This is a genomic window from Sphingomonas aliaeris (genome assembly GCF_016743815.1).
GTDB lineage: Bacteria > Pseudomonadota > Alphaproteobacteria > Sphingomonadales > Sphingomonadaceae > Sphingomonas > Sphingomonas aliaeris.
The window spans coordinates 1,716,440-1,740,651 of the sequence record NZ_CP061035.1 but is presented as its reverse complement, the minus strand read 5'-3'; the positions used below and the strand labels follow the sequence as shown (position 1 = coordinate 1,740,651).

The following is a 24,212-nucleotide window of genomic DNA, read 5'->3' as shown; positions in this document are numbered from 1 at the left end:
CGGCGGACGATGGCGGCACGCAGGCGGGATGGACCTCGACACGCTGCTGCACCATTATTTCGAGACGACCGAACTCGACACGCTGGACGAGGCCGCATTCGAGCGCGGCGTCGAGCGGTTGGGCACCGCATTCGGGACGGAAAAGGAACCCGGTCGCCGGTTCGCCTTATGGTCGCTGCTGCACGCGTTGGGCGAGGCACCCGATCCGTCGGTCGCGTTCAAGGACCCGCAGGAACGCCACGCGGCCGAGACCTATGCGCGGGTGAGCGGCCGGGACAGCGACGATTGATCCCGGAAAGCCCGTTGACAATATCGGGCAAACGGCGGAAATGCGCCGCATCGCGGGTGTAGCTCAATGGTAGAGCTTTTGCTTCCCAAGCAAGTGACGAGGGTTCGATTCCCTTCACCCGCTCCATAACCTTTTTAATAGTCCGCGGCCTATCGCCGTTCAGGCCATTCGCAGGCCGAACGTCATTTCATGGCGTTCAGGCGCGGATCGAGGCCGTATTGACGCGGAACGCCGAGATGGTCTCGCAAAGTGCTTCCCTCGTAATCCAGGTGAAACAGCCCCCGCTCCTGAAGGATTGGCACCACACCGTCGACGAACGCGTCGATCCCGTCGTCATACACATCTGGCGACAGCCAGAAGCCGTCGGCGGCGCCGGCCTCAAACCATTCCTGCATGTGATCGGCAGCCTCGACAGCGGGCCCGGCGATGACCGGATGGTAGTCGATAGCTCCGTGCGCGAGCACGTCGCGGAGCGTCCACCCTTGACGCGCAATCTCCAGAGCGTGCGCCGAGCGAGGGTCGCGCATCGACGGCCGGGCCACCGCCAGTTGTTCCGGTGAAAGCGGCCGATCCAACTGACCCGGATCCAGATGCAGGCCAAGCATCTGCCCCAGATAGCCGATCTGGTTCTGATACGTACGACCGTTGAGCGCGATCCTGCGGTCCAGCGCCTGCCGCCTGTTATCTGCGATCGTCGTGATGATGCCGGGGAAGAACTTGATCTCATCGGGATCACGTCCCGAGCGTACCGCCGCGTCGCGCAGCGCCGTCCGCTGCGCCCGAGCGTCCGCGATCGTGTAGGTCGCCCCGATGACACCACTCGCGTAACGACCGGCGACCTCCAATCCCTTATCCCCTCCACCCGCCTGGAAAATGACAGGTTGCCCCTGTTCCGATGGTGGCAGCGGAAGCGGCCCACTGGATCCGACGTGGCGGCCGCGCAGGTTGATCGGGCGCACCTTGGAAGCGTCGGCGAACCGTCCGGAGGCGGCATCGGCAATCCACGCCCCCTCCTCCCAACTACCCCACAGCGCCTGCACCACCTGAACGAATTCGTGCAGCCGTTCGTAGCGTTCGCCGCGGGGCGGGACGTGGCGGCCATAGCTTGCGGCGGAAGCGTCGTCGCCGGTCGGCACCGCGTTCCATCCCACGCGACCGTGGCTCATAATGTCCAACGCCTTGAACTGGCGAGCGAGATTGTATGGTTCGTTGAACGTCGTCGACCCCGTCGCCACCATCCCGATCCTTTCGGTTTCCCGGGCCACTGCCGCCAACGTCAACAGCGGGTCGATGGTGATCATCGGCGCATCCGTTTCCAGATCACCGAACAGCGCAGGGAAATCGGGCACGAACAGAAACTGGAACTTGCCTCTTTCCGCCGCCCGGGCATGTCGGACCTGCGCGTCGAAGCTGGTATAGGAGCGGGCGTCCACCCCCGGCATGCGCCAGGCACCAGCCTGCGACCCATAGCCGTTCCCGAAGTGCATTCCGATCATCATCTGTCTGGACATTTCCGGTCATTCCGATCTGGCGCGCACATGGGTGTCCGCACGAAAAAGCATCTGGATCGGTAGCCTTTCACCCCGGCTACACGGCCCCGTTTACATGTAGAGGATGCGGTTCAGGCGCGGCAGAAACTCCGGATCCGGCTCCACAGCCGCGCCCTCCATCCGTTCCGTCAATACTGCGATCGCCAAGTCGCGGCGCCTGGGCAGCCTTGCCCTCTCTGCGGACGCCAGCGCTCCGGCGATTTCGTCACGGGTGAGATTGGTGCAATATGCCGGCGCACCAGGCTGCTGGCGCCAGGAGCCGGCCAGATCACCCGCATCGACGGCATCGAGGCCGGTATCCTCGACCAGCGCCATCGCGACTTGCCGGTCCCCGTCTCTGTCGGCAGCCACCGGAAGCGCAATCCGCCCAGGCGCTCCCGCGGGTACAGCCTTGTGTGCGAGTGCGTCGGTTCCGATCGCATTCCAGGCTTTTGCAATCGGCCGTCCGATCTGCTCCGCCACCCACAGACTCTCGACCTGCCCCGCCTCGACGGCTTCGATCCGTCCGTCGCGCTCAGGATAGTAATTCGACGTGTCGATCACCACGACATTGTCGGGCAGAGCGGACAGCAAAGGGGCGACATCCGGTATCTTGCCGAAGGGTATCGACAGGATCACGACGTCCATACCGACCACCGCCTCCGCCGACGTCGTTGCGCGCGCGCCGAACGATAGCAAGGCGGGATCGATGGTATCAGGCCCGCGTGAGTTGCCAACCTTCACGTCATGTCCGGCTTTACTGAAAGTTCGCACGAGCGTCGTGGCGATATTGCCGCTTCCAAGTATCCCGATTTTCATTCGTCTACTCCTTATGCTCATCTTCGTCGCCCGACGCCGCCAACCGCCTGGATCCGAACGACCCGAAAAGATGATTAGAGGCGGTCGGCCGCCGGATCTCCGGCAGACGGCCGGGCAAAATCGTCGAGCGCCCGCTGAAAGACAGCGGCGCTATCTTCATCGAGCTTGCAGGCAGCGCGAATTTGCCCGCCGACGGCTTTCACCGGGGCCCGCAGCTCTTCGCCCTCGGGGGTAAGATCGACCAGCACGCGACGCTCGTCAGTGCGATCGCGCACACGCGTCACCCGACCCGATGCCGCCAGCCGTTTGAGCAAGGGCGTGATCGTCCCGGTATCCATGCCGAGCTTCCGTCCCAATTCCCCGACGGTCCGCGGCGCACCGGCGAATAGTTCGAGCAGGACCAGATATTGGGGAAAGGTCAGCTGCAGCGGTTCCAAGAACGGCTTGTGCATCCGTACCATACGGTTGGCCGCGCCGTAGACGGCAAACGACAATTGATTGCCTACGCCGACCAAATCCGGCGCATGCGACGAGGAGGATTTCGTCATTTGCATAGCGCGCTAGATAATAGTGTACTGGGTAGGCGCAAGGTGCCTAACGGGCTTAGACCGCCTGAAAAGCCGTATCGCCTTGAAGAAAGTGCGCAGATTCTCCAGCTAGCGATAATTCTTCGGCACGCCGCTGACGTGGAAGATGCCGCCACGCTGGAGTTCGACGATATATTGCGCACCGCGATTGCATTCGACCGCCCAGTTGAGCTTGCCGTCGATCCGGCCGCGCGGGACGACGTTGACGATGTTCTGGCAATCGTAATTCGCATCGTTGATCGCGCGAAAGAACGTCGTGCGTTGCAGCGTGGGGGACAGAGCGGCGATCTTTGCCTCCATCGGATCCGGGCCGGCATCGGCGGCCTTCGTGGTCGCGTCGCTGCGGGGTGGCGGATTGCCGCAGCCGGTGAGCATGGCGCAGGCCAGAACCATTCCGACGATCGTCTTGTTCACAGTCGCTTCTCCCGAAATCAGATGCCGCCCGCCGTCACGTCGCGCCCGGTGGCGACCAGGGCGTCGGTCAGGTCAACGATGCAACGGTCGAGAAGTTCGGGATCGGTCGCGCGGACGACGAAATTCGCGCCGGTCCGGCCTTCACGAAAGAACGGATAGCTGCCGATCGCGACGCCTTCGTGCGTCTTCTCGGCGGTACGCAGGACCTCCGCAATCTCGCTTTCGGCGACCCAGCAGCCGATCGTTTTCGACAGGACAGGCAGCCCGCCTTCCAGCGTACCGGTCAGCGCATCCAGCATGCCGGCGGTGATGTGCGGCACACCGGCCATGATGAAGATGTTGTCAATATGGATGCCGGGCGCGCCCGACATGCGGTTTTCGATCAGGTCCGCCCCGTCCGGCACGCGCGCCATGCGTTTGCGCGTCTCGGTGAGGCCGCCGCGCGTCTCGTAATATCGTTCGAGCACCGCGACGGCCTGCGGATGATGCACGACCGCGACGCCGAGTGCCTCGGCGATCGCATCGACGGTGATGTCGTCATGCGTCGGGCCGATGCCGCCCGTGGTGAACAGGTAATCGTTGCGGGCGCGCAGAATGTTGACCGCCTCGACGATCGCGTCCGTCTTGTCTGCGACGACGCGCACCTCCGCCAGCCGGATGCCCTGCACGTTGAGCCAGGTGGCGATCTGCGCGACGTTCTTGTCCTGCGTGCGGCCGGACAGGATCTCGTCGCCAATGACGAGCAGCGCGGCGGTCCAGATGCGGGGCGGGTTGGCGGTCACGGATTGGTTCATGCGGGTGGCATAGACGCTCGCGCGCCATCTCGCAAAGCCCGGCGATTGTCGCTATATATGGCGCATGACCGAATACGTAACCATCACCGAAGACGCTCCGCAGGCCCGCACCGGGGCGATCAAGCTTCACGGACGCAGCGCGTTCGACGGGATGCACAAGGCCGGTCGGCTGGCCGCCGAGACGCTCGACATGATCGTGCCGCACGTCGTGCCCGGGGTGACGACGGGCGAACTGGACGATCTGATCCGCAATTTCATCGTGGATCGCGGCGGCGTGCCGGCGACATTGGGCTATCGCGGCTATACGCATGCCAGCTGCATCTCGATCAACCACGTCGTCTGCCACGGCATTCCGGGCATCAAGACGCTGAAAAGCGGCGATATCGTCAACATCGACGTGACCCCGATCGTCGATGACTGGCACGGCGATTCCAGCCGCATGTATCTGGTCGGCGACGTGCCGATCAAGGCGAAGCGGCTGGTCGAGGTGACGTATGAATGCCTGATGCTGGGCATCGAGCAGGCCAGGCCCGGCAATACGATGGGCGACGTCGCGCACGTGATCCAGGCGCATGCCGAGAAGCATCGGTATGGCGTGGTGCGCGATTTCTGCGGGCATGGCGTGGGCCAGTTGTTCCACGACGCACCGGAAGTGGTGCATGTCGGCCGTCCGGGCACAGGCCCGGAATTGCGGCCCGGCATGATCTTCACGATCGAACCGATGATCAATATCGGGCGTCCGGACGTGAAGCTGCTGGATGACGGCTGGACGGCGGTGACGCGCGACCGGTCGCTGTCCGCGCAGTTTGAGCATTCGATCGGTATCACCGAGGATGGGTGCGAGATCTTCACGACCAGCCCCGGCGGGTTCGACAAGCCGCCTTACTGAGTTTCCGCGGACGACATTCGCTCGAGGGTGGCGCATGCCCGAAAAGCGGGCACCCTCCCCGCTTTGCCCCCGCGTTAGGCATTCGTTAACCCGCCGGAATCGGCCGAACGACGCATTCCCGCCCCTCGCGCGACTGGCACGGTTGTTGTAAGAGGCGCGCACGGGCGGCGCGTCGTGTTCGCCCAAGGTAGGGGCGACACGCGTGAAAAAGATCGAGGCGATCATCAAGCCGTTCAAGCTGGACGAGGTGAAGGAGGCGCTGCACGAAGTCGGCGTCAGCGGCATCACCGTCACCGAGGCGAAGGGCTTTGGCCGCCAGAAGGGCCATACCGAACTGTATCGCGGCGCGGAATATGTCGTCGATTTCCTGCCCAAGGTGAAACTGGAAGTCGTCGTGGAGGATGCACTTGCCGAGCGCGTGGTGGAGGCGATCGCCGCCGCCGCGCAGACCGGGCGGATCGGCGACGGCAAGATCTTCGTCATCCCGGTGGAAACTGCGCTGCGCATCCGCACCGGCGAGCGCAACGACGACGCGATCTGACCGGGACCGCGCATTTAATTCTCCCCCTCGGTTTGACGCAGCGCAACATTTCGTGAGAGCGTGAACTTACCGGGGCAACTTCATTCCCGATTCCGTCGGGCTGACTATCGAACACGAAAGGGCATGGGGCTTTATGGCTAACACCGCAAAAGACGTTCTGAAGATGGTTAAGGATCAGGAGATCGAGTGGATCGACCTGCGTTTCACCGATCCCAAGGGCAAGTGGCAGCATCTGACGATGGTCGCGGGTGTCGTGGGCGAGGACGAACTGGACGACGGGTTCATGTTCGACGGATCGTCGATCGACGGCTGGAAGGCGATCAACGAGTCCGACATGATCCTGAAGCCCGATCTGGACGCGGTATGGACCGATCCGTTCTCGGCGACGCCGATGCTGATCCTGGTGTGCGACATCGTCGAGCCCTCGACCGGTGAACTGTACGCCCGCGATCCGCGGTCGACCGCGAAGCGTTCGGAAGCCTATCTGAAGACGACGGGCATCGGCGACACGATCTATATCGGCCCGGAAGCCGAATTCTTCATGTTCGACAACGTGCAGTTCGAAACGAGCTACGCCACGTCCTATTACAAGATCGATGATATCGAGCTGCCGACCAACACCGGCACGGCGTATGAGGGCGGAAACCTCGGCCATCGTCCGCGCGCGAAGGGCGGCTATTTCCCGGTCGGTCCGGTCGACAGCGCGGTCGATATCCGTGGCGAAATGGTGTCGACGATGCTCGAAATGGGCCTGCCGTGCGACAAGCATCACCACGAAGTCGCTGCCGGGCAGCACGAACTGGGCCTGACGTTCGGCACGCTGACGCTGACTGCCGATCGCATGCAGATCTACAAGTATGTCTGCCATCAGGTCGCTGCCGCTTATGGCAAGACCGTGACGTTCATGCCGAAGCCGATCAAGGAAGATAACGGTTCGGGCATGCACACCCACCTCTCGATCTGGGAAAAGGGCAACCCGCTGTTCGCCGGCAACGGCTATGCCGGCCTGTCGGATACCTGCCTGTATTTCATCGGCGGGATCATCAAGCATGCCAAGGCGCTGAACGCCTTCACCAACCCGTCGACCAACAGCTACAAGCGGCTGGTTCCGGGCTATGAAGCGCCGGTGCTGCTGGCCTATTCGGCGCGCAACCGCTCGGCATCGTGCCGCATTCCGTACGGAACGGGCGCGAAGGCGAAGCGCGTCGAGGTGCGTTTCCCCGATGCGATGGCGAACCCGTATCTCTGCTATGCTGCGCTGCTGATGGCTGGTCTGGACGGGATCCAGAACAAGACGCATCCGGGCGAGGCGATGGACAAGAATCTGTACGACCTGCCGCCGGAAGAACTGGCCGAAGTGCCGACCGTGTGCGCATCGCTGCGGGAAGCGCTGGACTGCCTGGCCGCAGACCACGCCTTCCTGTTGAAGGGCGACGTGTTCACCGCCGATCAGATCGAATCCTACATCGAACTGAAAATGGTCGACGTGGCACGTTGGGAAATGACCCCGAGCCCGGTCGAATACGACATGTACTACAGCTACTGAGTTCTTACCTTTACTTTGGAAAAGGGGGTGTCGGCGAAAGTCGGCGCCCCTTTTTTATGTCGATTACGGTGGCAATCCATTGCCTGCCGGGCAGTCGTCTTTCAGGTTCCCTCGATATCGAGCGTCGGGGGACATGACATGAGAGTGATCGTAACAGCGGTAATGATGACCGTGGCACTGACGGGATGCACGTCCACGAGTTTGAACACCGCACTTGGCACTCCCAAGAATCCCGTCTCGGTCTTTCAGGAGCCGTACCGGCCGAAGAAAGGTACGGAGGGGACGCAGGAGGCGATGATCCGCCCGCTATATGACGCGTTGATCAAGGCTACCTACAAACTGGAAGCATTTGAGGACACGACCGAAGGCAAGAGGAGTATGCGGGTCTATCTTGGTGTGGGATTTGCGTTGTCGGATGCCTATTGCGCAAATTTCTTTGCCAAAACCGACGAAGCATATCGCCGTCGCCAATTCGGCCGGACGCTGACGAACGACGTCGGAACGATCATGACGACCGTATTGGGTCTCGCCAAGGCCGGGGAAGCCGCGGTGACGGGCCTCGCCGCGACCGTCGGCCTCGCCGACTCAACCTGGCGGAATTACGATGACGCCTTCGTGGTTTCGCCCGATCTCAGCAACGTCCAGACGCTCGTCTTTGCAGCGCAGGACAATTTTCGCGCCCGCATTCTACAAAAAGACGAAAATCTGCCGCGAGATTACGGCACCGCCCAATCGACAGTCCTTCGCTACGCCAACCTGTGCTCGTTCCTGGGCATGGACAACCTGCTGGGTCAATCGGCGGCCAAGCAGAAGAACGAACTCAATGCAGACACGGCGAAATTCACCGCGACGGATACCGCGAAGACGGACAAAACGACCGCTGCTGCCGGTGCGGCGCCCGGGCCGGTCGTTGCTGCCGCTCCGACGGCCGCGGCGCCCTCGGCCCGGCCGGATATCGCGATCCTGCCACTCGCATCCAACCGTCCGCAATAATCCGGCGAACGTCACCCATCGTGTGATGGGCGCCCGACAATCGCCAGTGATCAGGGGATCAGCACCGTCGCGCCTTTGGTCTCCCCCGCTTCCAACGCGCGGTGGGCTTCGGCGGCGTCTTCGAGGGGGAAGGTCTGGCCGATTTCCGGGACGATCGCGCCCTTGGCGAGCATCTCAAACACGCGGTCTACGCCGGCCTGTCGTTCCTCCGGGGTGACGTAATAGTCGAAGAGGGTCGGGCGCGAGACGAACAGCGATCCGTGTCGTGCCAATATGCCGAGATTGACGCCGTCCACCGCGCCGCTGGCGTTGCCGTAGCTGACGATCAGCCCGCGCCGCGCGGTGCTGGCCAGCGAGACGTCCCACATCGCCTTGCCGACGCCGTCGAGCACGACGTCCGCGCCCTTGCCGCCGGTCAGCGCGCGGACTTCCTTCGCGACATCGACCTGTTTGTGGAGAAGGACGTGGTCCGCGCCGGCGGCGGTCGCCTGCGCGGCCTTTTCGGGCGAACCGACCGTGCCGATGACGGTTGCGCCGATATGCTTGAGCCAGCCGACCAGCAGATGCCCGACCCCGCCCGCCGCCGCGTGGACGAGAACGGTCTGGCCCGGCCGGACATTCGCGCAGCGTTCGACAAGAAATTCCGCAGTGCATCCCTTCAGGAACAAGGCCGCCGCAATCCTGTCGTCCACGCCGTCCGGGACCTTCATCAACGACGATGCCGGGACGTTGCGCGCGGTTGAATAGGCGCCGTGCGTCGGGCCGAACGTGCCGACGCGATCGCCGACCGCGAGCGTATCGACGCCCTCCCCCACCGCCTCGACCACGCCGACGGCCTCCGAGCCCAGACCGGTGGGCAGTTGCGCGGGATACAGGCCAGTGCGGAAATAGACGTCTATGTAATTCAGCCCGACCGCAGTGTTCCGCATCCGCACTTCACCCGGTGAAGGATCGGGCAGATCGACATCGACCCATTCGATCACCTCCGGGCCACCGGTCTTCGTGATGCGGGCTGCGCGGTCCATCGGTCGATCTCCTGAAGCTGTCGGATGAACGTAGGCTTCGCGTTTCAGGTTGCAACCGATCCCGCCCCGCGCCATCTATTCGTCCAAGCGTACCGCATCTTCGAAAAAACATGGAGACGATCATGAAGAGCTATCTCAAGCACTATATCGACGGCGCGTGGGTAGAGAGCGAGGGCGGGACGCGGCACGAGGTAATCGATCCGTCGACGGAACAGCCCGTCAGCGAGATCACGCTGGGTAGCCCGGCGGATGTCGACAAGGCGGTGGCCGCCGCCAAGAAAGCGTTCCGGAGCTATTCGCGAACATCGGTCGAGGAGCGGGTGGCGCTGCTGGAGCGCGTCATCGCCGAATATAAGGCACGGATGCCCGATCTTGCCGCGGCGACCAGCGAGGAAATGGGGGCGCCGATCGGCTTCGCCAATGCGGCACAGGCTCCCGCTGGTCTCGGCTACTTCATGGGCACGCTCAAGGCGTTGCAGGAGTTCGAATTTTCGGAGCGGATCGGCAAGAATCGCGCGGTGCACGAGCCGCTCGGCGTCGTCGCGATGATCACGCCGTGGAACTGGCCGCTCAATCAGATTTGCGCGAAAGTCGCCCCTGCACTGGCCGCCGGCGACACGATGATCCTTAAGCCGTCGGAAGAGGCGCCGGGGTGCGCGGTCATTCTGGCGGAAATTCTGGACAAGGCGGGCGTTCCGGCGGGCGTGTTCAACCTGGTCAATGGCGACGGTCCGGGCGTGGGCGCGGCGCTGTCCACGCATCGCGACGTGGACATGGTGAGCTTCACCGGGTCGACGCGCGCCGGAATCGCGGTCGCGCAGGCGGCCGCCGCGACGGTCAAGCGCGTGCATCAGGAACTGGGTGGCAAGGCACCGAACCTCGTCCTCGAAGGCGCGGACCTTGCCACGGTGCTGCCGCCGACGGTGGCGGGCGTGCTCGTCAATAGCGGACAAAGCTGCATCGCGCCGACGCGGCTGCTGGTCCATAAGAGCCAGACCGCGGAGGCGACCGAGATCGTCAAGTCGATCATGGAAAAGACGCAGGTGGACGGCGCGAGCGTGATGGGCGCGCATATCGGCCCGGTCGTCAACAAGGCGCAATATGAGAAGATCCAGGGCCTGATCCAGTCCGCGATCGACGAGGGCGCCACGCTCGTCACGGGTGGGACTGGCCGTCCGGATGGGCGCAATTCCGGCTTCTTCGTCCGGCCAACCCTGTTCGCGGACGTGACGCCCGAGATGCGCATCTACCGCGAGGAAGTGTTCGGCCCGGTGGCGACGATCACCAGCTATGACGATGGCGAACAGGCGGTCGAGATGGCCAACGACACCGATTACGGCCTGTCCGCGACGATCTCCGGCGACCCGGCGGAAGCGGCGAAGGTCGCGCCGTTGCTGCGCGCGGGGATGGTGACGATCAACGCCTGGGGCGGCGGCGGCGGAACGCCGTTCGGCGGCTACAAGCAGTCGGGCAATGGCCGCGAAGGCGGCAAATACGGGCTGGCCGACTTCATGGAATTGAAGGCGATCGTCGGCGAGCCTGCCTGATCCGGACTACGGGGGGCGCATTGACCCTGACAATCCGCCCCCTAGCCTTTCCGTATTATGTCGAAGTCGATCACCTATCGCAGCTATCTGGGGCTGCCCGAACTGCTCGCCTGCCAGCGCCCGCTGACCGAGGCGCATGACGAGCTGTTGTTCATATCGATCCACCAGGCGTCGGAGATCTGGCTGAAGCTGGCGCTGCACGAACTCCGTGCGGCGCGGCGGCAGATCGTATCCGACGATCTTGCGCCCGCGTTCAAGATGATGGCGCGTGTGTCTCGCATCCAGGCGCAGATGATCCAGAGCTGGGAAGTCCTCGCGACGATGACGCCGGCGGACTATACGGTGATGCGCGGGCGGCTGGGCACCAGTTCCGGGTTCCAGTCGGACCAGTATCGCGAGATCGAGTTCATGCTGGGCAACAAGAATGCCGCGATGGCCGACCTGCACCTGGACGAGCCGGAGGTGCATGAGCGCTTGTCGCAGGAACTGAACGCGCCGAGCCTGTATGACGAAGCGCTGCGGTTGCTGGCGCGGCGGGGGTTTGCGATGCCCGCGGATCGGCTGGAGCGCGATTTCACCCTACCCTATATCGCTTCGCCCGAAGTCGAGGCGGCGTGGGTCGCGGTGTATGCCGAACCGCAAAAGCATTGGGATCTGTACGAACTGGCCGAGAAACTGGTGGATATCGAATATCACGTCCAGTTGTGGCGTTTCGGGCATCTGAAGACCGTCGAGCGCGTGATCGGGTTCAAGACGGGGACCGGCGGAACGGCAGGGGTGCAGTATCTGGCGAAGGTGCTGGAGACGACGTTCTTCCCGGAATTGCTGAGCGTGCGGACGCGGCTTTAGGTTTTTGCCTTGGGGCGCGGGGGTGGTCGCTTGTTTCTCGACTTCGCTCGAGACGAACGGTGGGCGGTGGTGGCGGGGTGGCACGAGTAGCCGGTGGTTATTGACCGCAAATCCTGATCCAAAACCGTTCGTGCTGAGCCTGTCGAAGCACCTGTCCTGCGCTACCCGCCCTTCGACAAGCTTGTCTGTCTGGAATGGTGTAATCGGCAAGGTGCCTGAGCCGGGTGGCCACCCGGCTCAGGCGGCGGATGTGAGGCCGTTCGACAAGCCGGTCGACAAAGACCGTTCCTGAGCAGGGCCACATCCGTCTTCCCAAACCCCGGACAGTTGCCTGGGGCCGTGCTTACGGACCCCGCATGACAAGCTTGGGAGACCGGATCATGTCACACTCCGACCTCTTTGTCGGCATCGATGTTGCCAAGGACGAACTCGTTATCCACGCTCATCCGGCAGGAATGCTCTGGCGGGTACCCAATACCAAGACCGGCATTGCCGCACTCGGCCGCAAGCTTGTCCGGCTTGCCGGTACGGCGTGCCTGCGGATCGGCTTCGAGGCATCGGGCGGTTACGAGCGCAAGCTCGCCATCCTGCTCGATCGGATGGACGTTACAGCCTATCTCCTCGATCCGGCACGCGTGCGCAGTTTCGCCCGTGCCGAGCGACAACTCGCGAAAACCGACCCACTCGATGCGGCCGTCATCGCGCGGTGTCTGGCAGCACTGCATCCCGAACTGACGCCCTATGTCCATGATCCCGAGGCCGTGAGGCTGGCCGAGCATGTCCGCATGCGCGATCTTGCCGTCGCCCAGGCGGTCCAGTTCGGCAATCAGTTGGAGAGCATCGCCGATCCCGCCATGCGCCGCCTCGTCGTCGCGCAGGTCGCACGGCTCAAGGCCCTGGTTCTGCGCATCGAAAAAGCCATTGCCAGCGTCATCGCCGCCTCGCCCGATCTGGCCGCTCGCGAAGCCCTGCTCCGCACAGCACCCGGCGTCGGGCCGGTCGTTGCCGCATGCCTGCTGGCACGCATGCCAGAACTCGGACGCCTCTCCAGTCGACAGGTCGCAGCGCTTGCTGGCCTCGCCCCCTTCGATCGCCAAAGCGGCAAGACCAGCCGGCCGGGGCGATGCTCGGGCGGCAGGCCCAGCATCAGGCGTTGTCTCTATCTGGCCGCGCTCAGCATCGCGCGCTCGGGCAAGGGGCAACTCGCCGCTACCACCAACCGCCTGCGAGAGGCCGGCAAACCCTTCAAGCTTGCCATCGTCGCCACAATGCGAAAACTGCTCGTAACCCTCAACGCGATGGTCAAAAACAATACCGAATATCGCACCGCGTGAACACAGTTGCTCAGGACGAACGGGGGTTTGGGTGAGCATTTAACAGAAGCCCCTCCCCGTTCGTTTCGAGCGAAGTCGAGAAACCGTCGGTGGGTATTCGTGGCCGGTTTCTCGACTTCGCTCGAAACGAACGGGGCTGGGATGGCGGCGGGCGCGCTCCTCATGCGTCGGAGCAGACGCGAGCAAGATTTCCGGCCTATTATTGCTCCCTTCTCACCGCCAAGACGCTGGCGTGTCGCGGGAAACATCGTCACGGTCGCGCTTATGTCGATCGAAATGCTCATCGCCCGGTATGGGCTCGTCGCGGTGTTCCTCGGTGCGGGGATCGAGGGGGAGACGATGGTCGTGACGGGCGGTTTGCTGGCGCATGACGGGTTGATGCCGGTCGCGGGCGTGGCGATCGCGGCGGCGGCGGGGTCGTTCGTCGCGGATCAGGGATTCTTTGCCGCGGGTCGGCGGTTCCGCGATCATCCGCGGGTCAAGCGAATCGAGGCCAAGCCCCCATTCGCCAAGGCGATGGCGCTGTTCGAGCGGCATCCGACCGCGTTCGTCTTCGGATTCCGGTTCCTGTACGGGCTGCGCACCGTCAGCCCGATCGCGATCGGGACGACGAGCATCCGCACGCGCACTTTCGCCGCGATCAATGCGATGGCGGCGATCGTCTGGGCGGCGTTGTTCACGGGGATCGGTTTCGTCTTTGCCGACGGGATCGAGGAAATCTTCGGCCGGATCAAATCGATCGAGCATGTCGTGATCGGCGTCGGCGTGGCGGCGGCAGTGATATTCGGAACGGTGCAGTTGATCCGCTGGCGACGCGGCCGCGATCAATAATCCTTCGACACGCGGACGTTGGCGCTCTGGCGTCCGAGCGTCGAGATGCTGGACAGGAGCGATAGCCAGCGCGTGACCTGATATTCGACTTGCGTCGCGGAATAGCCCTGACCGTCGGTGATGATTTCCGCGAACAGGCGGCGCGTGACGTATTTGCCCGCCGCGACCGAGGTGCCCTGCCCGGTCTGCGGATCCGCCGGCAGAATGCGCAACCGGTCCAGCCCGGCCGCGCGGCGCACGGCGTTGATCGGGTTCAGCCCGCCGCTGCCATCCTGCAAGGCGGCGACCGCGGCGGCGAGCTGCAACGCCTCCGGCGCCGACAGGTTGGTGATCGAGGTGCCGAACAGCAGGCGCGAGAGCAGTTCGTCCTCCGGCAATGCGGGCACGCTGGAGAAGCTGATCTCGGGCTTCAACGCATTGCCGGTGACGCGGATCGTGGCGTTCAGCCCGGTCGTGCCTGCGTTTGCGGCGATATCCAGCGAAGGATTGGCGGGCACCGACCCGTCGAACAGGATGATCCCGCGTTCGAGATCGAATTCGCGTCCGGAAAATTCGTAATTGCCACGGATGAGGTCGGCGCGGCCGGTGATCGCGGGATTGTCCGGCACGCCACCAATCTTCAGGTCCGCCGACCATTCGCTGGCGAGACCCAGGCCGCTGACGCGCAACGCCTTGGTCGCGCGCGCGCGGACGTCGAGGCGCCAGGGCTTGCGGACCACATCGTCCGCGCCGTCCAGATCACCCGGTACGTTGATCTCGCGCAGGTTCAGTTTGGGCACTGCGCTGGCGACGGTCGCTCGGCCGAGCCGGTAGCGGCTGTCGTTCAGCCGCACATCGCCCGATATGACGCCTCCGGACCCGTCGGACTTGAAGCTGAGCGGGCCGGTGACGGTGGCGGCGATATCGTCGCGGTTGATCAACGCGGCGTGATCCGCCTGGACGTTCAGGTCGATCCCGAAGCCGTTCGCGGCGGACAGGTCGAACGTGCCGCTGCCCGTCACCTTGCCGCCCTTGCCCGCATCGGCAGTGAAGTTGGGGATGCTGAGCCGCGATCCGGCGAACTGACCGTTCGCCTGGACGTTGGTGAGGACGGTGCCGGTGGTGCCGCTCTCGATCTTCGCACCACGCGCCTGAACGACGCCGCGGATGCGCGGATCTTCCACCTTGCCGGTCAGATCGGCGGCGATCGCGACCGGCCCGGTCAGGTCGAACAATTCGATATTGGCGAGCCGCCACAGCGTATCCGCGGGGCCGGTATAGCGGAATTGCGCGAACAGATCGGCCTTGGTCAGCCGGGTGGCGAGATCGCCTGGGCCCAGCGGCATCAACCGTGCCTGCGCACGGCCCACCGTCTTGCCGCCACTCGCCATCACGGCGCGGGCGACGGCCTTGTCGGGTTGCAGCACGGCGGCGATGCCCACGTCGATCGGTTGCGACGACAGGACCAGCCCCGACCGAGTCAGGCCACGCACCGTCATGTCGACCCGGCCGGTCGGCGCCTGTCCCGCGCCTTGCGAGAAGGTGAGCTTGCCGGATGCGTTGCCGCCCAGGCCGAGCCCCGGATAGCCGATATCGAGAATGGCGAGCGGCATGCGTGTCAGGCTGGCGTCGATCGTGCTGGACGTCCCGGTGAAGCGGCCGCCGATTTCCGCCGTGCCGCCGGCGAAGCTAAGCTGTGTCGGTGCCACGCGCCAGCCATCGCCGTCGCGGGTGATGATAGCCGGCGTGAGCAGCTTGAGCGGGCGGCGATCGAGCGTGCCCTGTGCCGACACGCTATAGCTGTCCGGCGTGACCTGGGTCACCGACTGGATGTCGAACGCGCGACCACGATTGCCGGCGATCGATGCCGTCACCTGCCCGACGCCGCCGCGCAGCCGGGCATTGGCAGCGAAGCGACCGACGGTCAGCGCGCCGCGTCGCAGGCCGTTGCCGGTGATTGTCGCCTCGACCGAGGTGCCCGCGGGATCGAGCAAGGCGACCATATCGATCCGCCCGCGCCGGAGCGTGAGCATGTCCGCGAGCCGGGCCGAGCGTGCGTCGATATGCGCCTCGATCCGCTGGATATCGCCGACGGGCCGGAACAGAAGTTCGCCCGACAGCCCCCCGCCGGCCACGGCGAGCCGGCCGTCGAACCCGCCATCCACGACCTTCAGGGCGCCGTTCGCGCGCGTACCCGAAACGTCGAGCCGGGCGATCGCGATCGTCGCATCGCCGCCGCCGGGGGAAGCAGGATCTGGCCGTCGCCACTGAACGGCCCGAGCCGCGATTGCCCCTGTGCGACGAAGTCGAAGCCGGCGGGGGTCGGATCGAGGTGTGCGACAACGTTGCGCAGGCCCAGCGTGTCGTTCGGGCGTTCGAAGACGAGGTCTAGCGTCGGCTTTTCGATCCGCCCGTCCAGTTTCAACGTCAGCGAGCCATAGGTCGCCTGACGCCCGCCACCTTCGAAATGGAAGGTCCCGTCGCGACGCCGAAAACCGTTGCCTCTCAACTGGATTTGCGGGGCGGTCAACACCAGGTTCGAGAAATGCAGGACGCCGTCCGTGGTGCGTTCCAGCGCGGTGACGATGCGAGGCAGGCCGCCGGTGAGCGACCGGAAGAAGGCGTTGTCGAGCCGCACCATCTGCGCCATACCCGTACCAATGACGCGGGTGCCTTTGCCGTTGACGCCCGGCACGACGCGCAGCTTCGTCGTGACATCCACGACGCCGAGGCCGGGGATGAGGTAGCGGCCTAGGGCGCCGTTCAAGCCAACCTCGTACCGGCCGGTCTTCAGATCCAGTATGAGGTTGATGCGGCCCTTCAGCTTGTCCGACGACAGCTTCAGGTCTGTGCCGGTGAGTTCGGCCGCGGTGACTTTCAACACGCCGGATACGCTGAGATTGCGCAGGATGCCGCCCGCGACATCGCCGACGCCGGTGACGCGTTTCGCGACGAACACGATCGGCACGCTGACGGGCGCTTTCGAGAAGCGGCCCTTTCCGGCGGCATAAGCGGATTCGAACCCGGTATCGTCGAACGCGAACCGCTCGGCGGTGAGGCGGTAGTCGAAGCCGGCACTGTCGAACGCGCCGTCCAGGATCGCGCGCAGGGCGATCGCGCGGCCGGTCATATTGGGGAACAAGGCGGGCGGCTTGAGCAGGGTGGCGGCGATCCGGACGTTGCGAAACGCGCTGGCGCCGAGATCGACCGTGCCGGTCGTGTCGACCACCAGCGCAGCGGATCGCAGCGCGAGCTTGCCCTCAAGCCGGCGGTTGGCGAGCGTGGCATTGCCGTTGACCAGGACGCGCGGCGACGTCAAACGGGCGAGCTTGCCCTTGGTGAAGGGAGCCGGAGTCAGCGTGCCGCCAAGCATGTAGGCGCCGCTCTTCACACCCAGTTTCAAGTCGACCGCGCGGACGTCGCCTATATCCGCTTGCGCGGCGCCCTGCCACGCGGACCAGTTTCCGTCGCCCGAGACGTCGACCGCGATCGGGCGCTTTAGCCCCGACATGCCGGCCATGACGCCCTCCGCCGTTCCGCGCGCGCGGACGTCGAGATCGAAGCGGTTGCGGTCGGGTTCCGCATCCAGCTTGATCGCCAGCGTATCGGTGCCCTGCACGACGGCCGACAGGTCGACCAAGGCACGCCCGGCATGGATGTCGGCGCGACCGGCGATGCGTGCGGTCCGCGGCGTTCCGGCGACGGCCTTGCCGATCGTCAGGCGATCGACCTTCAGCATGCCGATGCGGATGTCGAAATCGGGAAGGATCGGGCGTTTCCGTCCGGTCTTGATCGTCAGCGGCACGCGCGCGAAAACCGCTCGGGGGATGATCAGGCGGCTGATGTCCAGCCGGTTCGACAGCCACGCGAACGGAGTCCAGTCGAGTTCGGCGCGCGGGGCGAAGAAGAACACGCCCTGCGGATCGCTGATCCGGACGTCGATCAGGACCGCCTTCGAATAGAGCGATCCGTCGATCCGTCCGACGTTGTAGCGCAAGCCGTTCGACGGGCGCTGCCCCGCAATCTGGTTCGCGACCCAGCGGTGCCCGACGCCGGTATCGAGGACGAGCAGGACGAGCGCGACCAACGCCGCCGCGCCGAGCAGGAGATAGAGCGGCCAGCGCCACCAGCGACGCGGGCGGCGGGACGCGGGGGTTGGCGTTTCGTCGGTCAAAACGCCTGGCCCAACGAGACGTAGACCGCGATGCGCGCGTCGCCCGGTTGCGGATTGAGCGGCGTACCGACGTCGACGCGGATCGGGCCGAAGTTGGAATAATAGCGCACGCCGAGACCCGCGCCGAAGCGGAATTCGCTGAATTTGGGCAGAGGCGAGGTGTAGATGTTGCCGCCGTCGATAAAGGGCACGACGCCGAAATTACCGAACGCCTTGACGCGCGCCTCGAGCGAGAATTCGGTCAGGCTGCGACCGCCGATCGGATCGTTGTTCGGATCGCGCGGGCCGATATCCTGATAGCCATAGCCGCGCACCGATGCGCCGCCACCGGCATAGAAGCGCCGCGACGGTGCGACCGCGTCGCGCGGGGCGCCGACGATCGTACCGAGCCGGACGCGGCCTGCGACGATCAGCGATGGCGTGACGGTCTGATACGCGCTGCCGTCGAACTGCACGCGGGTATAGCCGAACACCTTCCCCTGCAGCGACAGTTCGGGTGACAGCCGCCCGCCGAGCCGGAAGCCGCGCGTGGGATTCAGCAGGTCGTCGGATCCGTCATAGGTCAGGCTGGTGGGCAGCGCGCCGATGAAGAAGGTCCGCCGCCGCGCCGCGCCGGTATCAAGCAGCACGTCGCGTTCGTCTGTCGCGACCAGTTCGGCCCCCAGCGACCAGGTCCAGGTCTTCTGGAAGAAGATATTGGTCTGGCGTTCCAGCGTGCCGGACAGCGAGAAGCTGGTCGCCTGATAGGCATCGCGTTGCAGGTTGGAGGCGACTGCCTGGAACGTCAGCACCCGGTCGCGCGCCTTGAAGTTGTTGCGGCGGAAGACGACGCTGCCCAATTGCTCCTTCGTCCCCATCACGCCGCGCAGCGTCAGCGCGCCTTCGGGCGGGAACATGTTCCGATGCGTCCAGCTGACCTCAGCGCGGGCACCTTCGCCGGTGCCGTAGCCAAGTTCGCCCGCGATCGTCCGCGGGGGCGCCGGGGACAGCCCGACCGCAATGTCCACGACGCCCGGATCGGTCGCCGGGACAGGCTTGATATCCACGGTCGAGACCAAGCCGGTCTGGATCAGCGCGCGGCGAAGATCGGCGATCTGCGCATCGCTATACGGATCGCCGGGTGAGAACCGCGCGATCTCGGCGATATGGCGCGCGTCGAACACCTTGTTGGGCGGACTGGTGATCCGCCCGAAGCGCTTCTCCCCGCCGGGAACGACCGTCATGTCGAGCGTCGCGGTGCGGGCGGCGCGGTCCACGACGATCTCCGGATCGCCGACCTTGGCGAAGGGGAAACCCTCCTCCCCGATCCTGCGCGTCAAGTTCGTCTGGCCGGCGACGATCGTGTCCGCATTGACGGGATCGTCCGCCTTCACGCCGAACGCGCTGCGCAGGTCGTCGGTTTTCGCGCCGGCATCGGACAGGCCGTTGATCGTGACGCCGGCGAAGCGGTACAACGTGCCCGGTTCCGCCTCCAGCGTGACGAGCGGTTTGCCGCCGCGCGGTTCGATACGGCTCGTCACGCGCGCGTCGTAATAGCCTTCACCGCGCAAGAGTTCGGTGAGCAGTTCGACATCCTCGCCCGCTCGCCTGTCGAGTTGGGCCGCATTGGCGGGCGCATCGGCATGCTGCTTCAGGGTGGAAAGCTCGTCGAACCGTTGTTGCAGCAACGGGCTGGCGACCGCGTCTATCCCGCTCACCGCGTAGGAATAGCGTGCCTCCCCGACGAGTTCGAGCGAGGCGGCGGGGTCCGCGGGCTCGGCGGGGGCCTTGTCCAGGTCGGGCCAGTCGACGCCGAGATCTGGCAAGGGCGCGAGCGGTGCATTCGGATCGAGCTGCGTTTCGTCCGGAGCACCCTGCACGGCGACCTGCGGGCCGACTTGTGCCCGTGCGTCATTGGCCGTGACGGCAAGGAGAAACACGGCGGCACCATACATCGCGCCATGCCGTCCGACCGGAAGAGACATTTGCCCGTCCTAGCCGCAGTCTTTCCCCAGCGACAGGCCCCAAACGGCCGTTTTCGCGTGAGTCGTGTTAGTGGACCGTACCCACGGCACGATTGACCGACAGGAGGATGATCAGCCGCTCGATCTGGCGCCAACGGCAGAAGTGGACGTGGTTACCCACGTCGCGGCTGCGATCGGCACGCGCGGCCGCCTCGAATCCGGCATCGTCACCGAAGGTCGTCATCAGATCCGCCGCGTCGAAAACTTCGGCGCGATCGGCAAGGTACGGCAAATAGGACATCAGGTTTCCCGGCATGTTCAGCAGCTTAACTGCATCCGGCATGCCAGACCGGCAAAAACCAGCCGGTCGGCGGCAGACGAAGGTAAACGATTTTCGCAAGGCAGCCCCACCGGTCCCGGCGTGGGACGCTGGCGTGCCGGAGCGGGACATGGCAGGGGGTGTGAATGGCAAACCAGTCCCCCAATCGTACACCCGGCAGCCAGGCCGGTGGCTTCCTGATCGCCGTCGGCGCGCTGCTCGGCGCGTGCATCGGATTCCTGATCGGACAGGCGACGCCCGGCTTCCTGATCGGATCGGGGACGGGCATCGCGCTGGCCGTCGTGATCTGGCTGAGGGATCGGCGGCGGGGTTAGGCTCGGCAGGTTTTTGCCGGGCTTTGGTAGGTCGTGTCGGTTTCGTGCTTGCCATTACCGTTCGTCATCCCGGCACAGGCGGGGATGACGGCGTCCGCGAGGATGATGGCGTTTAGCGGGTGGTCACACCGACGTTCAACGCAATGCCCGGGAGAGCCAGACGACCTTGCCGATGATCTCGACCTCCGCCGCGTCGCGGTCGGGGATGGCGGGATAATCGGGATTGGCGCTGGAGATCGACAGCCGCGCGCCGGTCCGCGTCACCCGCTTGACCATCAGCACATTGTCCAGCCGGATGACGTAGATCGCGGCGCGAGGACCGACGCGACGATCGCCTTCGTCGACCATGATGCGGTCGCCATCCTCGATCACCGGGGCCATCGAGATCGCCCGCCGCGTCGATCATCGCCAACCTGGTCGACCGGATGCCGAGCGCCTCCAGCATCGCGCGATCGAACGGCACGGTCGCGGTCGATCGTTCCGCGTCGACCAGCCGGCCCGGCCCGGCCGACGCGGCGACGTCCAGCAGTCGCACCGGGATGGTCGGCGCAACCGGCGCGGTCGCGGGACCGCCCAATACAGCCTCATTCACACGGAAATACGCCGACAGGATCCGCCGGTCGCGTTCCGCCAGGACACGCGGCGTACCGCGCTTCACGAATTGCTGGAGATACGCTTCGTTCCGCCCGAGCATGCGCGACAGAGCGGCAAAGCTCTCCCCGGCCCCGTCGACCAGAGCCTCTAAAACATTGCGCGGATTGGATTGCTCCATTCCTGATCCATACCGCTAGGATTTTTCCTAGACAAGTTGGATATTGCGGAACATTTCGGGAACATCATCGAGACTCGAGACGGAGGAGAGACGTGATGTCGCTGATGAGTAAGATCGAGGCCTATCTGCGCACCCGGAAAATGAAGGAGACGCGCTTCGGCCGTCTTGTGGCGAACGACCCGCGGCTGGTGCGCGACATGCGCAACGGGCGAGAACCGGGCGTGCGGATGTGCAACCGGATCGAGAACTTCATGTCCGACTGGAAACCGCGATGAGCCGGGGGCCGGATATCGGCACGTTGCTGGTGCGGACAATCTACCGCGATTCCATAGCAAAAAAGTGCCCGGTCGAGATCATGTCGTCGGACTGGGTTCGCTGGGCGAGCGCGACGTTCGTCGGTGCGCGACATGCGATGACGTGGACCGGATCGCCCTCTCCTGCGCTGGACGCGTGGATAGCCGGGCTGTCCGATGCGCAATTCGACCTGCGCGGCCATCTGCTGGCGGACCTGACGATCCGCGCCGTCAGCCGCACCGCGACGAGCGTGGGGATCGAAGTCGAGGCGTTGACGGTGGAGGCCTGACGCCTCAGCGCGCGGCCAGCTTGCGGAGTGTCGACAAAGCCTCCTGAAGCGAATCGTGAGGCGGCGGCGGCGGTGCCTTTCCGTCCGGCCCAGGCTCGCGCTGGGCGACGCTCTTTTCGAGGCGGTCGAGCAGGGAGTGGATCGTCGCGGATGCGTCCGTATCCGGTCGCGCGCGATCCGATCTCGGGACGGCGGGGCGGAGTTCGAATGTCTCGAACCGCTCGGTCGGCGCGAAGGTCTGCGGACGGTCATGCTGAAGCGGGGCGGACTGGACGGTGGGCGCCATGGGGATGAACCATTCGAGCGGTTCGTCCGGAATGGCATGCGGGTCGAAATTGGCGAGCGGCTGATCGAGGTCGGTGGGCAGGTCGGCTTCGATTGGCGGAAGAGCGGGGACCCGCGGAAGAACGGCGACTTCCATCGGTTTCGGATCGGGGACAAGTTCCTCTTCGGCGGCGGAATCGGGCGCGGCTTCCAGCGTCAGGGCGACCGGCGCGCGCACGTCGAGGAACGGCGTACCTAGATCGCTTTTCGCAAAAAGAGGCCGGCGCGCGGGGGCGTCGGGATGGGCATCGGCACGACGCAGCACCGGAATATCGGCGGTCAGCATCCTGTCGCGCTTGCCGAACAGCCGAACCCTGCGCGGCCCGATCAGCAGATACAGGCCGTACCATAACGCCAGCCCGGAGCCGCCGCCGGCCGCCAGCATTAGCGCAAGCCGGGCCGTCAAGCCGAGCGGTGGTTCGGCCGCCGGGATCAACGCGGCGATACCGCTGTCCGAGACCAGAGTGTCCAGCACGTCGTCGGGCAGGATACCGAAAAAGGCTGCGACGGTGACGGCCACGCCCGCCGCGATCAGCGGCGCGGCGGGAACGGTCAGGCGTTTGCGACGGAGGATTTCGACCATGTTCCGGATGCTACGCCAGCGTCCGTGAGTTTTTGGTAAACGGGCGCGTAACGCGCTACGTTAACCGACCAGTTGCGTTCGTTTTCCACGAAGGCGCGGCCACGTTCGCGGCGGGCCTCCCAGACGTGGCGGTCCGCCAACAGGGTGCCGAGCGCGCGCGCCATCGCGGCGGGATCGTCCGGCGGAAACAACGTCCCCGTCTCCCCGTCGCGGATCAGTTCGCGGTGGCCGCCGACATCGGATGCCGCGACCAGCCGGCGCTGTGCCATCGCCTCCAGCGGTTTCAGCGGGGTGACGAGGTCCGTCAGCCGCATGTTCTTGCGCGGATAGGCGAGTATGTCGATCAGGCTGTAATAGCGGTCGACCTCGGCATGCGGGACGCGCCCGACGAAGCGGATATGATCCGCGACGGGCGATGCGGCGGCCTGCGCGCGCAAAGCGGGTTCCATCGGTCCGCCGCCGACCAGCACGAGATGCGCCTCCGGCCGCGACGCGACGAGCATCGGCATCGCGGCGATCAGATCGTCCAGCCCTTCATAATCGTAGAAGCTGCCGATAAAGCCGATCACGTCCTTGCCCGTCAGCCCGAGCGACAGCGCAAGCGGTGCGTCATAGTCGAGCGGCGCGCCGAACATCTCCAGATCGACGCCGTTGGGTGATACGAGGATCTTGTCCGCCGACACGCCTCGTTCGACCAGATCGCGACGCAGTCCTTCGCAGATCACCGCGACTCCGTCCGCCTTGTTGACCGCCCAGGTCTCCAGCGCGCGGATCGACTTGTATTTCAGGGATCCCTCCGTTCCAGTGCCGTTGCCGACGGCGGCATCTTCCCAGAAAGCGCGGATTTCGTAGAGCAGGGGCAGACCGCGAGTCTTCGCCACCCGCAGCGCCGCCAGCGCATCGAGCACCGGCGAATGGGCGTGGAGGATATCCGGGCGGAACGTGTCGATCGCCTTTTCGATACGCCGGGCAAAGGCGGAGATTTCCTGCAATTCGCCCAACGGGCTGGGCAAGGCGCGCCTGGCCGGGGTGCGGTGGAAATCGATTCCGTCGATCGTCTCCATATCCGCATCGTATGCGCCGTGCCGCGGGCCGGTGACGGCAGCGACCTGCCACCCGCGCCGCATCTGGCTTTTAAGGATCGCACGTGTGCGAAAGGTGTAGCCGCTCTGCAGGGGCAAGCCGTGATCGAGGATATGGAGGATGCGCATCG

Annotated in this window: 26 protein-coding genes and 1 tRNA gene; 14 read left to right on the top strand and 13 right to left on the bottom strand. The window is 65.0% G+C overall.

Translation table 11 applies throughout. The features are described from left to right. Positions 1 to 28: 28 nt before the first annotated feature. Together H5J25_RS08205 and H5J25_RS08200 are read left to right on the top strand one after the other, a co-directional pair. Positions 29 to 289, top strand: coding sequence for a hypothetical protein (locus H5J25_RS08205; RefSeq protein WP_202095578.1), 261 nt, complete (start codon positions 29 to 31; stop codon positions 287 to 289). A 52-nt stretch (positions 290 to 341) separates the two neighbouring features. Beyond that, a tRNA-Gly gene (locus H5J25_RS08200) sits at positions 342 to 415 on the top strand. A gap of 56 nt (positions 416 to 471) precedes the next feature. Here the strand turns inward: H5J25_RS08200 and H5J25_RS08195 are convergent. The 5 genes from H5J25_RS08195 to H5J25_RS08175 all read right to left on the bottom strand — a co-directional run bounded on the left by H5J25_RS08195 (position 472) and on the right by H5J25_RS08175 (position 4,432). Continuing rightward, a complete protein-coding gene (locus H5J25_RS08195) occupies positions 472 to 1,800 on the bottom strand; it encodes an NtaA/DmoA family FMN-dependent monooxygenase (RefSeq protein ID WP_225883443.1) in 1,329 nt (442 codons plus the stop codon). A gap of 90 nt (positions 1,801 to 1,890) precedes the next feature. After that, positions 1,891 to 2,637: an NADPH-dependent F420 reductase gene (locus H5J25_RS08190; protein WP_202095572.1), complete on the bottom strand. Its 747-nt coding sequence runs from the start codon at positions 2,635 to 2,637 to the stop codon at positions 1,891 to 1,893. Positions 2,638 to 2,711: 74 nt separating this feature from the next. Beyond that, on the bottom strand, positions 2,712 to 3,191 hold the full coding sequence (locus H5J25_RS08185) for a MarR family winged helix-turn-helix transcriptional regulator (RefSeq protein WP_225883442.1): 480 nt from the start codon (positions 3,189 to 3,191) through the stop codon (positions 2,712 to 2,714). Between the two features lie 102 nt (positions 3,192 to 3,293). Continuing rightward, positions 3,294 to 3,638: a hypothetical protein gene (locus H5J25_RS08180; protein ID WP_225883441.1), complete on the bottom strand. Its 345-nt coding sequence runs from the start codon at positions 3,636 to 3,638 to the stop codon at positions 3,294 to 3,296. 17 nt (positions 3,639 to 3,655) lie between these two features. Next, the gene (locus tag H5J25_RS08175; protein WP_202095571.1) at positions 3,656 to 4,432 is read right to left on the bottom strand and encodes a competence/damage-inducible protein A; all 777 of its coding nucleotides are present in this window, start codon (positions 4,430 to 4,432) and stop codon (positions 3,656 to 3,658) included. A 64-nt stretch (positions 4,433 to 4,496) separates the two neighbouring features. Between H5J25_RS08175 and map the strand changes: the two genes are divergently transcribed. From map to H5J25_RS08155, 4 genes are all read left to right on the top strand, one after another. Further along, on the top strand, positions 4,497 to 5,321 hold the full coding sequence (map, locus tag H5J25_RS08170; protein ID WP_202095569.1) for a type I methionyl aminopeptidase: 825 nt from the start codon (positions 4,497 to 4,499) through the stop codon (positions 5,319 to 5,321). 202 nt (positions 5,322 to 5,523) lie between these two features. After that, positions 5,524 to 5,862: a P-II family nitrogen regulator gene (locus H5J25_RS08165; protein WP_055780924.1), complete on the top strand. Its 339-nt coding sequence runs from the start codon at positions 5,524 to 5,526 to the stop codon at positions 5,860 to 5,862. 133 nt (positions 5,863 to 5,995) lie between these two features. Next, complete coding sequence (glnA, locus tag H5J25_RS08160; RefSeq protein ID WP_202095568.1) at positions 5,996 to 7,408, top strand: type I glutamate--ammonia ligase; 1,413 nt, start codon at positions 5,996 to 5,998, stop codon at positions 7,406 to 7,408. 27 nt (positions 7,409 to 7,435) lie between these two features. After that, on the top strand, positions 7,436 to 8,401 hold the full coding sequence (locus H5J25_RS08155) for a hypothetical protein (RefSeq protein WP_202095567.1): 966 nt from the start codon (positions 7,436 to 7,438) through the stop codon (positions 8,399 to 8,401). Positions 8,402 to 8,451: 50 nt separating this feature from the next. Here H5J25_RS08155 and H5J25_RS08150 read toward each other — a convergent pair whose 3' ends face one another. Then, positions 8,452 to 9,426 carry a quinone oxidoreductase family protein gene (locus H5J25_RS08150; RefSeq protein ID WP_202095566.1) on the bottom strand — a complete coding sequence of 325 codons (975 nt, stop codon included), beginning with the start codon at positions 9,424 to 9,426 and terminating at the stop codon, positions 8,452 to 8,454. Positions 9,427 to 9,548: 122 nt separating this feature from the next. Between H5J25_RS08150 and H5J25_RS08145 the strand changes: the two genes are divergently transcribed. The 4 genes from H5J25_RS08145 (at position 9,549) to H5J25_RS08130 (ending at position 13,987) form a co-directional block, all read left to right on the top strand. Beyond that, positions 9,549 to 10,973: an aldehyde dehydrogenase family protein gene (locus H5J25_RS08145; protein WP_202095565.1), complete on the top strand. Its 1,425-nt coding sequence runs from the start codon at positions 9,549 to 9,551 to the stop codon at positions 10,971 to 10,973. 57 nt (positions 10,974 to 11,030) lie between these two features. After that, complete coding sequence (locus H5J25_RS08140) at positions 11,031 to 11,822, top strand: tryptophan 2,3-dioxygenase (RefSeq protein WP_202095564.1); 792 nt, start codon at positions 11,031 to 11,033, stop codon at positions 11,820 to 11,822. 380 nt (positions 11,823 to 12,202) lie between these two features. Then, complete coding sequence (locus tag H5J25_RS08135; protein WP_202090443.1) at positions 12,203 to 13,156, top strand: IS110 family RNA-guided transposase; 954 nt, start codon at positions 12,203 to 12,205, stop codon at positions 13,154 to 13,156. A gap of 264 nt (positions 13,157 to 13,420) precedes the next feature. Continuing rightward, on the top strand, positions 13,421 to 13,987 hold the full coding sequence (locus H5J25_RS08130) for a DedA family protein (RefSeq protein WP_202095563.1): 567 nt from the start codon (positions 13,421 to 13,423) through the stop codon (positions 13,985 to 13,987). On the opposite strand, the gene H5J25_RS21805 is transcribed toward H5J25_RS08130, so the two are convergent. The 4 genes from H5J25_RS21805 to H5J25_RS08115 form a co-directional block, all read right to left on the bottom strand. Beyond that, entirely contained in the window at positions 13,981 to 16,131 is a 2,151-nt protein-coding gene (locus H5J25_RS21805) for a translocation/assembly module TamB domain-containing protein (RefSeq protein WP_318781357.1), read from the bottom strand. The two genes, H5J25_RS08130 and H5J25_RS21805, sit on opposite strands and share 7 nt — an antisense overlap. A 5-nt stretch (positions 16,132 to 16,136) precedes the next feature. After that, complete coding sequence (locus H5J25_RS21800) at positions 16,137 to 18,140, bottom strand: hypothetical protein (protein ID WP_318781356.1); 2,004 nt, start codon at positions 18,138 to 18,140, stop codon at positions 16,137 to 16,139. Further along, complete coding sequence (locus H5J25_RS08120; protein WP_202095562.1) at positions 18,137 to 20,104, bottom strand: autotransporter assembly complex protein TamA; 1,968 nt, start codon at positions 20,102 to 20,104, stop codon at positions 18,137 to 18,139. The genes H5J25_RS21800 and H5J25_RS08120 overlap by 4 nt, the downstream gene beginning before the upstream one ends. A 67-nt stretch (positions 20,105 to 20,171) precedes the next feature. Then, positions 20,172 to 20,384, bottom strand: a complete 213-nt coding sequence (locus H5J25_RS08115) for a hypothetical protein (RefSeq protein WP_202096166.1) — start codon at positions 20,382 to 20,384, stop codon at positions 20,172 to 20,174. A 164-nt stretch (positions 20,385 to 20,548) separates the two neighbouring features. Between H5J25_RS08115 and H5J25_RS08110 the strand changes: the two genes are divergently transcribed. Beyond that, entirely contained in the window at positions 20,549 to 20,737 is a 189-nt protein-coding gene (locus H5J25_RS08110) for a hypothetical protein (protein ID WP_202095561.1), read from the top strand. Between the two features lie 135 nt (positions 20,738 to 20,872). Here H5J25_RS08110 and H5J25_RS20640 read toward each other — a convergent pair whose 3' ends face one another. Further along, positions 20,873 to 21,118: a S24 family peptidase gene (locus H5J25_RS20640; RefSeq protein ID WP_225883440.1), complete on the bottom strand. Its 246-nt coding sequence runs from the start codon at positions 21,116 to 21,118 to the stop codon at positions 20,873 to 20,875. Between H5J25_RS20640 and H5J25_RS20635 the strand changes: the two genes are divergently transcribed. The 3 genes from H5J25_RS20635 to H5J25_RS08095 all read left to right on the top strand — a co-directional run bounded on the left by H5J25_RS20635 (position 21,087) and on the right by H5J25_RS08095 (position 22,092). Continuing rightward, positions 21,087 to 21,482, top strand: a complete 396-nt coding sequence (locus tag H5J25_RS20635) for a hypothetical protein (RefSeq protein WP_225883439.1) — start codon at positions 21,087 to 21,089, stop codon at positions 21,480 to 21,482. The genes H5J25_RS20640 and H5J25_RS20635 overlap by 32 nt on opposite strands. Positions 21,483 to 21,604: 122 nt before the next feature. Then, positions 21,605 to 21,784 carry a hypothetical protein gene (locus H5J25_RS08100; protein WP_202095559.1) on the top strand — a complete coding sequence of 60 codons (180 nt, stop codon included), beginning with the start codon at positions 21,605 to 21,607 and terminating at the stop codon, positions 21,782 to 21,784. Further along, positions 21,781 to 22,092, top strand: a complete 312-nt coding sequence (locus tag H5J25_RS08095; protein ID WP_202095557.1) for a hypothetical protein — start codon at positions 21,781 to 21,783, stop codon at positions 22,090 to 22,092. The genes H5J25_RS08100 and H5J25_RS08095 overlap by 4 nt, the downstream gene beginning before the upstream one ends. A 4-nt stretch (positions 22,093 to 22,096) precedes the next feature. Here H5J25_RS08095 and H5J25_RS08090 read toward each other — a convergent pair whose 3' ends face one another. Then, the gene (locus H5J25_RS08090; RefSeq protein ID WP_202095556.1) at positions 22,097 to 22,999 is read right to left on the bottom strand and encodes a hypothetical protein; all 903 of its coding nucleotides are present in this window, start codon (positions 22,997 to 22,999) and stop codon (positions 22,097 to 22,099) included. After that, the gene (locus H5J25_RS08085) at positions 22,969 to 24,210 is read right to left on the bottom strand and encodes a TIGR04063 family PEP-CTERM/XrtA system glycosyltransferase (RefSeq protein WP_202095555.1); all 1,242 of its coding nucleotides are present in this window, start codon (positions 24,208 to 24,210) and stop codon (positions 22,969 to 22,971) included. Before H5J25_RS08085 ends, H5J25_RS08090 begins: the two co-directional genes overlap by 31 nt. Positions 24,211 to 24,212 lie beyond the last annotated feature (2 nt).